General features: G+C 43.9%; 14 protein-coding genes and 4 tRNA genes. 16 read left to right on the forward strand and 2 right to left on the reverse strand.

Translation table 11 applies throughout. The annotated features are described in order from the left end of the window. Nucleotides 1-2: 2 nt before the first annotated feature. From G5B12_RS14465 to G5B12_RS14525, 13 genes are all read left to right on the forward strand, one after another. On the forward strand, nucleotides 3-275 hold the full coding sequence (locus G5B12_RS14465) for a GNAT family N-acetyltransferase (RefSeq protein WP_330597739.1): 273 nt from the start codon (nucleotides 3-5) through the stop codon (nucleotides 273-275). Nucleotides 276-453: 178 nt separating this feature from the next. Beyond that, nucleotides 454-918, forward strand: a complete 465-nt coding sequence (locus G5B12_RS14470; protein ID WP_021976110.1) for a YbaK/EbsC family protein — start codon at nucleotides 454-456, stop codon at nucleotides 916-918. A gap of 247 nt (nucleotides 919-1165) precedes the next feature. Further along, nucleotides 1166-2347 (forward strand): BMP family lipoprotein, encoded by a 1182-nt coding sequence (locus G5B12_RS14475; RefSeq protein ID WP_174088623.1) that lies wholly within the window; start codon nucleotides 1166-1168, stop codon nucleotides 2345-2347. Between the two features lie 34 nt (nucleotides 2348-2381). Beyond that, nucleotides 2382-3926 carry an ABC transporter ATP-binding protein gene (locus G5B12_RS14480; protein ID WP_118071673.1) on the forward strand — a complete coding sequence of 515 codons (1545 nt, stop codon included), beginning with the start codon at nucleotides 2382-2384 and terminating at the stop codon, nucleotides 3924-3926. After that, nucleotides 3919-5040, forward strand: coding sequence for an ABC transporter permease (locus G5B12_RS14485; RefSeq protein WP_174088625.1), 1122 nt, complete (start codon nucleotides 3919-3921; stop codon nucleotides 5038-5040). The genes G5B12_RS14480 and G5B12_RS14485 overlap by 8 nt, the downstream gene beginning before the upstream one ends. 1 nt (nucleotide 5041) lies before the next feature. Next, complete coding sequence (locus G5B12_RS14490) at nucleotides 5042-5983, forward strand: ABC transporter permease (RefSeq protein WP_174088627.1); 942 nt, start codon at nucleotides 5042-5044, stop codon at nucleotides 5981-5983. A gap of 62 nt (nucleotides 5984-6045) precedes the next feature. Beyond that, nucleotides 6046-6837: a uridine phosphorylase gene (gene udp / locus G5B12_RS14495; RefSeq protein WP_173772529.1), complete on the forward strand. Its 792-nt coding sequence runs from the start codon at nucleotides 6046-6048 to the stop codon at nucleotides 6835-6837. Nucleotides 6838-6839: 2 nt separating this feature from the next. Next, the gene (gene deoC, locus G5B12_RS14500) at nucleotides 6840-7505 is read left to right on the forward strand and encodes a deoxyribose-phosphate aldolase (RefSeq protein WP_021976103.1); all 666 of its coding nucleotides are present in this window, start codon (nucleotides 6840-6842) and stop codon (nucleotides 7503-7505) included. Nucleotides 7506-7601: 96 nt separating this feature from the next. After that, nucleotides 7602-8021, forward strand: coding sequence for a cytidine deaminase (locus G5B12_RS14505; RefSeq protein ID WP_174088629.1), 420 nt, complete (start codon nucleotides 7602-7604; stop codon nucleotides 8019-8021). Nucleotides 8022-8038: 17 nt separating this feature from the next. Beyond that, nucleotides 8039-9229 carry a phosphopentomutase gene (locus tag G5B12_RS14510; protein WP_021976101.1) on the forward strand — a complete coding sequence of 397 codons (1191 nt, stop codon included), beginning with the start codon at nucleotides 8039-8041 and terminating at the stop codon, nucleotides 9227-9229. 177 nt (nucleotides 9230-9406) lie between these two features. After that, nucleotides 9407-9667, forward strand: a complete 261-nt coding sequence (locus G5B12_RS14515; RefSeq protein ID WP_174088631.1) for a helix-turn-helix domain-containing protein — start codon at nucleotides 9407-9409, stop codon at nucleotides 9665-9667. Between the two features lie 188 nt (nucleotides 9668-9855). Then, entirely contained in the window at nucleotides 9856-10593 is a 738-nt protein-coding gene (locus tag G5B12_RS14520; RefSeq protein WP_174088633.1) for a flavodoxin, read from the forward strand. A 26-nt stretch (nucleotides 10594-10619) separates the two neighbouring features. Beyond that, nucleotides 10620-11153, forward strand: a complete 534-nt coding sequence (locus G5B12_RS14525; RefSeq protein WP_174088635.1) for a flavodoxin family protein — start codon at nucleotides 10620-10622, stop codon at nucleotides 11151-11153. A gap of 177 nt (nucleotides 11154-11330) precedes the next feature. Here the strand turns inward: G5B12_RS14525 and G5B12_RS14530 are convergent. Both G5B12_RS14530 and G5B12_RS14535 read right to left on the reverse strand, forming a co-directional pair. Next, nucleotides 11331-11401: transfer RNA gene (locus tag G5B12_RS14530), tRNA-Trp, on the reverse strand. A gap of 127 nt (nucleotides 11402-11528) precedes the next feature. Next, nucleotides 11529-11616 (reverse strand) — tRNA-Ser (locus G5B12_RS14535). A 154-nt stretch (nucleotides 11617-11770) separates the two neighbouring features. Here G5B12_RS14535 and epsC point away from each other — a divergent pair. From epsC to G5B12_RS14550, 3 genes are all read left to right on the forward strand, one after another. Next, nucleotides 11771-12691 (forward strand): serine O-acetyltransferase EpsC, encoded by a 921-nt coding sequence (gene epsC, locus G5B12_RS14540; protein ID WP_174088637.1) that lies wholly within the window; start codon nucleotides 11771-11773, stop codon nucleotides 12689-12691. A gap of 125 nt (nucleotides 12692-12816) precedes the next feature. Next, nucleotides 12817-12887, forward strand: a tRNA-Gly gene (locus G5B12_RS14545). A gap of 3 nt (nucleotides 12888-12890) precedes the next feature. Next, nucleotides 12891-12963: transfer RNA gene (locus G5B12_RS14550), tRNA-Gly, on the forward strand. Nucleotides 12964-12965 lie beyond the last annotated feature (2 nt).

Here is a 12965-nt window from a genome sequence, read left to right on the forward strand (position 1 = left end):
GAATTTATCCCACAGATTCTTTTTTACAGGAAAGCCTTGACAGAGGAGAACTTTTTGTACTGGAAGAAGGGGGTGGGCTTTGTGCAAGCGTGATCCTGAACAGTGCCTGTAATGAAGGATATGCAGGCGTGACCTGGAGCATTGAATGTGGAGAAAATGAAATTCTTGTGCCCCATGCACTGGCTGTTTCTCCTTCCAGGCAGGGTAAAGGCATCGGCGGGTATTTCATGGAGGAAATCCTGAAACTGGCAAAAACGGAAAAGAAAAAAAGGTAAGGCTGGATATCCTGGGTACCAATACAGCTGCGGAGAGACTCTATACAGGATGTGGATTTCGTTTTGTCCAGGCAAAAGATATGTTTTATGAGGATACCGGCTGGACGGAATACAAGATGTATGAACGGGTCTTGTAAGGGATTTTTGACATAAAATAGATATTTTGGAGGTACAGGAAATGTCACTGGAAAAAGCAGAAGAATATCTGAAAAACAAAGGAATGCTGGATCATGTGATCCGACTGGAAGATTCTACGGCGACCGTTGTGGAGGCGGCCCAGGCTCTGGGCGTGGAACCGGGGATGATCGCAAAGACCATGTCGTTTCTTCAGGATGACCAGCCGGTGCTGATCCTGACGGAAGGAACTGCCAGGATCGATAACCGGAAATATAAGGATACCTTTCATGTAAAAGCGAAAATGATACCATTTGATGAGGTAGAAAGCCAGATTGGACATGCACCTGGAGGCGTTTGCCCGTTCGGGATCAACGAAGGCGTGAATGTATATCTGGATGAGAGCCTGCGGCAGTTTGACATTGTTTATCCGGCAGCAGGAGATGATCACAGTGCTGTGAAGCTTTCCATCGAAGAGTTGGAACAGATTTCCGGAGCTGAGGGCTGGGTGGATGTATGTAAAGAATGAAAGGAATGGACTGTATTGAGGTGCAGTCCTTTTTTTGTGCCCGAAAACATAATGCAGCAGGAAAATAGATGCAGAGAAATTGTATAAAATAACCAAAAAGAAAGATAACAAATTATAAATAACCAACGAAATATAGAAAGGACCATTAAAAAAAGACATGTGTCCTATGAAAAAGGACCAATGTCACTTATACTTTGGCCTAACAAATGCGGAAGACAGAACAAAAATCATGAAAGGAGATGCCATAATGAAACGGAAAATAATGGCAGTATTATTATCGGCGGCGATGACTGGATCGCTTGCAGGATGTGGAAGCACACAGAACAAAAATGCGGCGGATGCTTCAGAAGAGAAAATGAAAGTAGCAATGGTAACAGACTCCGGTGATATCACAGACCAGAGCTTCAATCAGATGACTTACGAAGCATGTAAGGCATGGGGAAAGGAAAATGACATTGAGTTCAACTATTACAAACCCCAGAGCGATTCGGATGAAGCCAGAACAGCAAGTGTGGATCAGGCAGTGGCAGATGGCGCGAATGTAATTGTGCTTTCCGGCTATGTGTTTGCACCGACTGTGATCGATGAATCGGATCTGTACCCGGAGGTGAAATTCCTGGCACTGGATGTAAGTGCCGGTGATATCTGCGAAAAGGGTATCGGAGAAGGATATGACTACAATCCGGATCACTATAATGTAACGGATTATTACAATGAGGATAACGTATACTGCTGTACTTATCAGGAAGAACTTTCCGGATTTATGGCCGGTTATGCGGCAGTCATGCTTGGATACCGCCATCTGGGATTTCTGGGCGGAATGTCTGTTCCGGCAGTTAACCGCTATGGCTACGGATATGTTCAGGGAGCAGATGCAGCTGCAAAAGAGCTTGGAATCACAGATGAAGTACAGGTTGAGTATGTATGTGGCGGACAGTTCTATGGAGACGCAGATATCACGGCTTACATGGATACCTGGTATGGATCAAAAGGTGTGGAAGTTGTATTTGCCTGTGGTGGAGGAATTTATACTTCTGCGGCAGAGGCGGCAGTTAAAACCGGCGGAAAAGTTATCGGTGTTGACTCCGACCAGTCCGCAACTATTGACGATTACAAAGAAGGCCTGACTGTGACTTCTGCAATGAAAGGTCTGCAGGTTACCATTGATAATGTGCTGGATGCGATCCTGGATAATGAATGGGATAAATATGTAGGAAAAATCGAAAACCTTGGAATGGAATCCCCGGATCCGGCTGAAAATTATGTACAGCTTCCGGAAGAGACCACGCAGTGGGATGGTACTTTTACGAAAGAAGATTATCAGAAGCTGGTACAGCGAATGTATAACGGAGAATATGAAGTGTCCAGCGACAGTACAACATTTCCGGAAACAGAGATCACAGCAACCGATTACGGCAGCATTAAATAATAAAACATGAATGATGAAATAAAGGAGGAAAATAATGAGCGAGTATGTGATTGAAATGTTAAATATAACAAAACGTTTTCCGGGGATTGTAGCCAATGACAATATCACACTTCAGTTGAAAAAAGGTGAGATCCATGCACTGCTTGGAGAAAACGGTGCCGGAAAATCCACGCTGATGAGTGTTCTGTTTGGATTATATCAGCCAGAGGAAGGCGAGATCAGAAAAGATGGTAAGAAAGTAGATATCCAGGACCCCAATGATGCCAATGAACTTGGAATTGGTATGGTTCACCAGCATTTTAAGCTGGTAGAATGTTTTTCTGTTCTGGATAATATCATGCTGGGTGTGGAAACCACAACAAAAGGCGGCTTTCTGAAAAAGGATGAAGTAAGAAAAAAGGTTGTGGAGCTGTCTGAAAAATATGGTCTTTCTGTTGACCCGGATGCGAAGATCGAAAATATCACAGTTGGTATGCAGCAGAGAACGGAAATCCTGAAAATGCTGTATCGTGATAATGAGGTCCTGATCTTTGATGAGCCTACAGCGGTACTTACTCCCCAGGAGATCAATGAGCTTATGGTGATCATGAAGAACCTTGCAGCAGAAGGTAAAAGTATTTTGTTTATTACCCATAAACTTGCGGAGATCATGGCAGTGGCAGACCGCTGCAGCGTGCTTCGAAAAGGAAAATATATCGGAACTGTAGATATCAAAGATACAACACCGGAAAAGCTTTCTGCAATGATGGTTGGAAGAGATGTAAATTTTGTTGTAGATAAAAAACCGGCGAAAACAGGAGATGTTGTATTAAGTGTAAGGAATATGACCGTTGCATCAAAACAACACAAGAACAATGCGGTGAATCATGTATCCTTTGATGTCAGAAGAGGTGAGATCGTCTGTATCGCGGGAATTGACGGAAATGGCCAGTCGGAGCTGGTATATGGCCTTTCCGGGCTGGAACCGGTAAAGGAAGGAACGATCACAATGAATGGACAGGATATTACAAACATGCCCATCCGAAGAAGAATCACTTCCGGCATGAGCCATATCCCGGAAGACAGACATAAGCATGGCCTGGTCCTGGATTATTCTCTGGAAGATAACATTGTTCTGGAACGTTATTTTGAACCACAGTTTACAAACCGTTTTGGTTTCTTAAAGAGAAAAGAGATCAGAAAATATGCAAACCGTCTGATCAAACAGTATGATATCCGCTCCGGCCAGGGAACGGTCACAAAGGTGCGCTCCATGTCCGGAGGTAACCAGCAGAAAGCGATCATTGCAAGGGAAATTGATAACGATCCGAAATTCCTCATCGCCGTACAGCCCACCAGAGGCCTGGATGTGGGAGCCATCGAGTATATCCATAAGCAGATCGTTGCTGAGAGAGATGCGGGAAAGGGTGTATTGCTGGTAAGCCTTGAACTGGATGAAGTTATGAATGTTTCAGACCGTATTCTGGTCATGTATGAGGGTGAGATCGTAGGAGAATTTGACCCAAAAAAAGTATCTGTAGAAGAGCTGGGGTTATATATGGCAGGCTCAAAGAGAAAGGGGATAAAAGAGAATGGATAAAAAACAGAAACTTCTGAGAAATAATGCATTTCAGACAGTACTGGCATCGCTGATCTGCATTGTCATAGGTCTTATTGTTGGATTTGTCGTGCTTCTGATCATTTCGCCTTCCGGTGCCGGAAAAGCGATCATAGCAATTATGAAAAACTTTTTCTATTATCCGAATGCGGCAGCAACGACGAAATATTTTGGAACAACTTTAATAAAAGCGTCAGCACTTCTGATGTGTGCGTTATCAGTAATATTTGCCTACAAAGTAGGTTTGTTCAACATTGGTGCAGCAGGTCAGTATGTGATCGGCGCAGGTGGATGCCTGTATATGGCCTTAAGATTTAACCTGCCGTGGTATATTTGCCTGATCGCAGGAGTACTTATTGCTGCTGCGGTGGGAGGAATTTCCGGTGCATTAAAAGCATATTTGAATGTAAACGAAGTAATTTCCTGTATTATGCTAAACTGGATTTCTCTTTACAGCGTAAATATGTTATTATCACAGGTAAAGGATGGTTCCACACCATATACAAAACTGTTATTCAGCTACAACAAAAGTGCAATGCTTCCAACAGCTGGATTAAATGAACTGTTTCATAACAAATACATGACCATTGGGGTGCCGATGGCAGTGATCGCAGCGATTATTGTATGGGTTGTGCTGCAGAAAACAAAATTTGGCTTTGAACTGAAAGCAACAGGAATCAACAAACTGGCCGTAAAATACTGTGGCATGCATGAAAAAAGAAATATTATCGTTACCATGATGATTTCCGGAGGTCTTGCCGGTTTCGGTGCGGGAATTTTCTACTTAAGCGGAATTGAACAGTGGATGGTACAGCAGACAAGTGTGCCGGGCATGGGATTTAATGGAATCGCAGCGGCATTTCTCGGTGGATTGGATCCTATCGGAACAATTTTCGCCTCCTACTTTATCCAGCATATTACCAGTGGTGGTACTTATGTGGATACAACAACATACTGTACACAGATTTCTGATCTGATCTCAGCATTTATTATTTATCTGTGTGCGTTTGTATTTTTCTTCAAGATCTGGTTTAACCGTTACCTGGATAAAAAAGAAGAAAAAAGTGTAAAGGTAAAGAAAGGAGGCCGGAAATAATATGGTATTATTAGTTCAGTATACATTAATCTTTGCATCGGTTCTGGCACTGGTTGCTCTTGGGGGCTGTTTTTCGGAGCACAGTGGTGTGATCAATATCGGTCTGGAAGGGATTATGGTCATGGGAGCCCTTGGCGGTGCCCTGGCAATGAAATTTCTTCCGGCATCCACTCCGGGGATCGTTTTGTTTATTCTGATCGTACTGGCAAGTGTTTTAGTTGGAATGGCATTTTCACTGCTTCTGGGATTTGCGGCGATCCACTTTAATGCTGATCAGACACTGGTGGGAACTGCATTAAACTTAATGGGAACTGCGGCGGCAGTTGTTATTGTAAGAGCGATCAATGTAGCGGAAAATCCGGATAATGTATCTTCTACTGTTGTATATCGTCAGGCAAAGCAGGTGTTTCTGGTAAAGATCGGAGATTTTGAGTTTAACTGGTTTATGCTGATCATTGTACTGGCAATCATTGCTTCACACATTGTATTATATAGAACAAAGTTTGGTCTTCGGCTGTGTGCATGTGGAGAGCACCCGCAGGCAGCGGATTCCGTAGGTATTTCTGTTTACCGAATGCGTTATGCAGGAGTGCTGATCTCCGGAGCACTTGGGGGCCTTGGGGGTCTGGTCTACATCACGGCGGGTGTAAGTGAGTGGAAATTTGAAAATGGGGTGGCAGGTTTTGGATTCCTGGCACTGGCGGTTATGATTTTTGGACAGTGGAGACCGGTGAATATCGGACTGGCAGCATTGTTATTTGGATTTTTCCGTGCGCTGTCAAACGTGTATACCGGATTTGCGCCGCTTGTGGCATTAAAACTTCCAAGCAGTTTGTATAATATGCTGCCATACATTATTTCTCTCGTTGTTCTTGCCTTTATTTCCCAGAAATCAAGGGCACCGAAAGCGGAAGGAATTCCTTATGATAAAGGACAAAGATAAAATGAGACCATGTAAAAAATTAAAAGAGGATATATAAAACAAAAAAAGAGAGGATGACAGATATGAAAAATTATTCAGAAGACGCAAGCAGACAGTATCATATTCAGGTAGCAAAAGGAGAAGTGGGACGTTACGTTATTTTACCGGGAGACCCGAAACGCTGCAAAAAGATCGCACAGTATTTTGATGATCCGGTTTTTGTGGCAGATAACCGGGAATATGTAACCTATACCGGAACACTGGATGGAGTGAAGGTAAGTGTAACATCCACCGGAATCGGAGGACCGTCGGCTTCCATTGCAATGGAAGAACTTTATCGATGCGGAGCAGATACTTTTGTCCGGATCGGAACCTGTGGTGGAATGCAGCCGGAGGTAAAGAGCGGAGACATTGTTGTTGCAACCGGTGCGATCCGTATGGAAGGTACCAGTAAAGAGTATGCACCTATCGAATTCCCGGCTGTGGCAAATCTGGAAGTGATCAATGCACTTGTGGAAGGTGCGAAAAAAGAAGGCTGTGAATTTCATACAGGTGTGGTACAGTGTAAAGATGCATTCTACGGTCAGCATGAGCCGGAGACCAAGCCGGTCAGCTATGAACTGATGAATAAATGGGAAGCGTGGAAGCGCCTCGGATGCCTTGCTTCTGAGATGGAATCTGCTGCTCTTTTTGTAGTAGCAAGCCATTTAAGAGTACGTGCAGGTTCCTGCTTCCTGGTGCTTGCAAACCAGGAAAGAGAAAAACTGGGACTGGATAATCCGGTGGTGCATGATACTGATAAGGCGATCCAGGTTGCAGTACAGGCGATCCGGGAACTGATCCGTGCGGACCAGTCACAGAAAAAAGGAGAATAAAGATGAACGTAAATGAAATTTTAAAACATGTAGATCACACCCTGCTTCTGCAGGGTGCAACCTGGGAAGAGATCCAACAGATCTGCGATGACGGGATCAAATACCAGACTGCTTCTGTATGCATTCCGCCGTGCTATGTAAAACAGGCCAGCGAATATGTGCAGGGTAAGGTGGCAATCTGTACAGTGATCGGTTTCCCAAATGGAAATATGACCACAAAAACGAAGGAATTTGAAACAAAAGACGCTATCGAAAACGGGGCGGATGAAATTGATATGGTGATCAATATCGGATGGCTCAAGGACAGAAAATATCAGGATGTTGAGCAGGAGATCCGTACTCTGAAAGAGGCATGTGGGGATAGAATCCTGAAAGTGATCATCGAAACCTGCCTGCTGACAGAAGAAGAAAAGATTAAAATGTGTGAGCTTGTGACAAATGCAGGGGCAGATTATATCAAAACTTCTACCGGATTTTCTACAGGAGGTGCAATCTTTGATGATATCCGGCTGTTTGCAAAACACGTAGGAGAAGGTGTGAAGATCAAAGCTGCAGGTGGTATTTCAAGCATGGACGATGCGGAGAAATTCCTTGCTCTTGGAGCAGATCGTCTCGGAACCAGCAGAATTGTGAAGATCGTGAAGAAAGAAGAAGGGGCAGGATATTAAAGAGGATAAATATTATCTGATTTTGGACTGCAGAGTATGAAGCCATAACACAGTGAAATGGAAACATTCACTTTATTCAGGAAAGGTGGGAAAATCATGGAAAAGAAACAGATTGAAGAAATGATCGATCTGGCGATCAGACAGCTGGAGCATTCGTATGTGCCATATTCGCATTTTCATGTAGGCGCGGCACTTCTTGCAAAAAATGGTACCTATTATACCGGGTGTAATATAGAAAATGCTGCCTATACCCCAACGAACTGTGCAGAGAGAACTGCTTTTTTCAAAGCGGTCAGTGAGGGCGTGAGGGAATTTCAGGCAATCTGCATTGTGGGTGGCAAGGATGGCGTTCTTACAGAATATGCGGCACCGTGTGGGGTGTGCAGACAGGTTATGATGGAATTCTGTGATCCGGAAACCTTTCAGATCATACTGGCAGTCAGCAAAGATAAATATGATATTTTTGCTTTAAAGGAACTTTTACCACTTGGATTTGGACCGGCTAATCTGGCCTGACAGAAAGGAATGTGCTTATGGAAACTTATAAGAGAGTATTTGTGATCGTTCTGGATTCACTTGGAATCGGGGCAATGCCGGATTCTGAGAAATTTGGTGACAAAGGTGTGGATACATTTGGACATATCCTGGATAAGATGGGAACTCTGGATATTCCCAATCTTCAGAAGCTGGGAATGCTGAACCTGCATAAAGGCGGCAGGATGGAAGGCGTGGAGAAACCGATGGGGCGTTATATGCGGATCGCGGAAACCAGCAATGGCAAGGATACCATGACTGGACACTGGGAAATGATGGGGATCAATACAAAAAAGCCGTTTATTACTTTTACGGAGACAGGATTTCCAAAGGAACTGATCCAGGAGCTGGAGAAAAGATGCGGTAAGCGTGTGATCGGAAACAAGAGTGCCAGCGGTACGGAAATCATTGAAGAGCTTGGTGAGGAAGAGATCAATACAGGAGCCATGATCGTTTACACGTCTGCGGATTCCGTAATGCAGATCTGCGGAAATGAGGAGACGTTTGATCTTGCAAATCTGTATCGCTGCTGTGAGATTGCCAGAGAACTGACCATGAAAGACGAGTGGAGAGTTGGCAGAGTTATTGCAAGGCCTTATGTGGGAAAGAAAAAGGGTGAGTTTAAAAGAACCAGCAACCGCCATGATTATGCACTGAAGCCCACAGGAAGAACAGCGCTCAATGCATTGAAGGATGCAGGTTTTGATGTGATCGGTGTTGGAAAGATCAACGATATTTTCTGTGGCGAGGGAATCACAAAGACTTATCACTCGGACAGCTCTGTACACGGCATGCAGCAGACCGTGGAGATCTGCAAAGAAGATTTTCATGGACTTTGTTTTGTAAACCTGGTGGATTTCGATGCTCTGTGGGGACACAGAAGAAATCCGGAGGGATATGGACATGAGATCGAGAAGTTTGATAAAGGACTTGGTAATCTTATGAATGAAATGCGGGAGGATGATCTTTTGATCCTGACTGCAGATCACGGAAATGATCCCACCTATACAGGAACGGATCACACCAGAGAATATGTACCGTTTCTTGCATATTCAAAGAAAATGAAAGAGACGGGAGCTATTGAGGACCAGGATACATTTGCTGTGATCGGCGCCTCTGTTGCAGAGAACTTCGGGGTAAAAATGCCGGAGGGCACCATCGGGAAATCAATCCTGGAGAAGCTGAAATAAAAAATAATATACTGGCAGAGAAATGAATATGGGAGAACGGTATTTATATCAGAAATGTCCCTTTTTAAAAGAAGTAAGCCAGGAAAGAAGGGAGCAGTTTGAAACATATTTTCGGACTGCTCCTGACTGGCTTATTGATGCATTTGTTGTGGAAAAAATGAAGAGCGTATCTTTCTTTTGATGAACGGGACGGATCGCTTGTACCTGCTGCTTGTCAATCACTATGAGCAATATCAGAAAAAAGGAGTGCTCTGTGTAAAAGAAGGACAGAAAAGCCTGGCAGATAAAACAGGAATGTGTCTGAAAAGCATAAACCGCGCAGTAAAGAGGCTTTCTGAACAGGGACTGATCGAAAAACAGGGGAACAAGCTCCTGGTGGGAAAACAGCAGTATGAAGAAATGAAGGCGCTGATTTCGGAAAAGACGGATATGGAATAAAGAACAGGCATTGATAAAAATAAACTATGCTTTGGAGGCATGATTTGCAAGTGAAAATAGGTATTAGACAGAATCCTGTGTGAAAGCTAAAATAAATGTGTAAAAAAGATTTTCCGGGAAATAAGAAGAACTGAATTGGGCAGAGCAGAATGGGAATGTCTGCTTTGCAAAACAGGAGGGCATTGTTTATGAAAAAAGCAATTGTAATGGCTGGAGTCTTGTTTGCACTGACAATGACCGCCGGGTGCGGAAGCCAGAACCAGGATCATGCAGCAACTGCGGAATCACAGACTCAGGACACAGCTAGTGGATCGGGTACAGCTGCACAAAGTGAGAATACAGATCAGAAACAGACAGATGGAGATCGTACAGATACAGCAGAAGCAGATGTAACAGAAGAGGCTTTGCAGGATAACGAAAACACAGAAAAATCATCGAAAGTTCTGGTTGCATACTACTCAGCAACCGGAAATACGAAAGCAGCAGCTGAAACAATTGCAGATGCAGCTGGCGGAGAACTGTTTGAGCTGCAGCCGGCAGAGGCATACACTACAGAAGACCTGGATTATAATGATCCGGAAAGCCGTGTCTGCAAAGAACATGAGGATCCGGATCTTCAGGATGTGAAGCTTGAGGAAGTTACACCGGAATCTTTCTCGAATGCAAATGTTGTCTTCCTTGGGTACCCGATCTGGTGGGGCGAAGCGGCCTGGCCGGTAAATGAATTTGTAAAAGAAAATGATTTCACAGGAAAAACAGTGATCCCATTCTGTACTTCTGCATCTTCCAGCCTTGGTGACAGCGGAGAAAATCTTGCAGAAATGGCAGGGACCGGAGAATGGCAGGAAGGTAAAAGATTTTCTTCCGGTGCAGCGGAAGAAGAAATCCGGAACTGGGTAGAAAGTCTTGATCTGTCAGCAAAATAAACAAGAGTCAAAGGAACGTGGAATTTATGAAGATTATAATTTTACAGGGAAGTCCCAATAAAAAAGGTTCTACCAGTATCCTTGCAGAGAGTTTTACCAAGGGAGCCTTGGAGGCTGGTCATGAAGTGGAACGGTTTGACCTTGCGAAGATGAATATTCATCCATGTATCGGATGTGTTGCATGTGGTTATGAAGGTCCATGTGTTCAGAAGGATGATAATCAGCAGATCCGGGAGGCAATCCTGGGAGCGGATATGGTGGTGTTTGCGACACCGCTGTACTATTATGGAATGTCCGCACAGCTTAAGATCGTTGTGGACAGATTTTGTGCATACAACAGCAGTCTCCATGGAAAACATATGAAATCCGCACTTCTCACTGTGGCATGGAATGCGGATGACTGGACATTCGAAGCTCTGGAAGCTCATTATAAGACGTTGGTACGTTATTGTGGATTTAAAGATCAGGGAATGGTGCTGGGATACGGTTGCGGAAGCCCGGATATGACGAAAAGAAGTCCGTATGTAGAAGAGGCGTATCAGATGGGAAAAAATCTCTGATGCTATAATGCAGAGAGAGGCAAAGCATTAAAGGATTGAAAAGTAATCACCTGGATGATGATATTACAGTTCGGGTGATTACTTTTTTGGTTACCTGTTTGGTTACCTGCAATGAATGACAAAAATAAAAAATGCCGAAAACCCTTGAAATACAAGAACTTTCAACACTTATAATAGCAGGGGATGAGAGAATCGAACTCCCACCAAAGGTTTTGGAGACCCCTATCATACCATTTGACCAATCCCCTATATTCGGTTGTGTTTTCATCACTGTTGAAATTATACATATAAAACATACAATTGTCAAGAGATGAAAGTGTTTTTTATACATAAAATATAAATAAAACTGTCTTCTGTCACAGCCGGACAGAAAAGCGGAGATGGAGGGATTTGAACCCTCGCACCGGTTGCCCGGCCTACCGCATTTCGAGTGCGGACCCTTCAGCCACTTGGGTACATCTCCGTGTGCAAACCTTTATTATTATATAAGGTATCCTGGGAAAGGTCAATCTTTTTTGAAACTTTTCTTTCTGCATTATTGACGAATCTTCCATACTATAATAAGATAATGGGTAAAGTGTACAGACAGAAGTGGATGTGCAGAAATGGAGGGAATTATGAGCGACAAGAAATCAGCGATTCTTAAGGTCGCGAAGGGACTTACTGAGAATTACGCTTCCGAAGAACTTTTTATGCCGAAGAGCGGCAGACGTCTGCCGAACCGTTCGGTGATCATTGATATAGTAAGAGATCTGAAATCCATTATATTTCCGGGATATTTCAGTACGGATACCAGTGCCACTGTATTTCCGGAGTATTATGTGGGACACAGACTGAACGATATTTATGACAGACTGAAAAACCAGATTGAGATCGCACTTCTTTATCACGGTGAGGAACCGGAAGAGGCAGCAACTCATGCAGACAGAACCACATGTGGATTTTTTGAGCAGCTTCCGGAGATCCAGAGACTGCTTCTGACAGATGTGCAGGCCGGCTTTGACGGTGACCCTGCAGCCAAGAGCAAGGAAGAGATTATTTTTTCCTATCCGGGACTGTTTGCAATCTATGTATACCGTCTGGCACATGTTCTCTATAAAGAAGAAATTCCGTTTATCCCACGTGTGATGTCAGAATATGCACACGGCCGTACAGGAATTGATATCAACCCAGGTGCGACTATCGGGGAGTATTTCTTTATTGACCATGGAACCGGAGTGGTTGTAGGTGAGACAACAGAGATCGGAAATAATGTGAAGCTGTATCAGGGTGTAACCCTTGGAGCACTTTCCACAAGAATGGGACAGCAGCTTGCCAATGTGAAGCGTCATCCAACGATCCGCGACAATGTAACTATTTATTCCAATTCTACAGTCCTTGGCGGAGAGACCGTTGTGGGAGAGAATACGATTATTGGTGGTAATACTTTTATTACAGAGTCGATCCCTGCAAATACCAAGGTCAGTGCCAAAAGTCCGGAGCTTGTGATCAAGAAACCGAAGAGTCAGGTTTCCGCCACAAATGTATGGGATTATTGATAATAAAGGGAAAAAATAAAAAACTTAAAAAATTTCAAAAAACCTGTTGACAAATAAAACGGTTTACTATATACTAATCATCGTTGCAGCGGTCAAGCGATCGGTAATCACCGAAGCGACGATGCGCGGGTGTAGTTCAATGGTAGAACACCAGCCTTCCAAGCTGGATACGTGGGTTCGATTCCCATCACCCGCTTATGCGATAGTGGCGTAGTTGGTAACGCGCGACCTTGCCAAGGTCGAGACCGCGGGTTCGAGCCCCGTCTATCGCTCT

This window comes from Blautia sp. MSK.20.85, from assembly GCF_013317245.1.
Classification (GTDB): Bacteria; Bacillota; Clostridia; order Lachnospirales; family Lachnospiraceae; genus Blautia_A.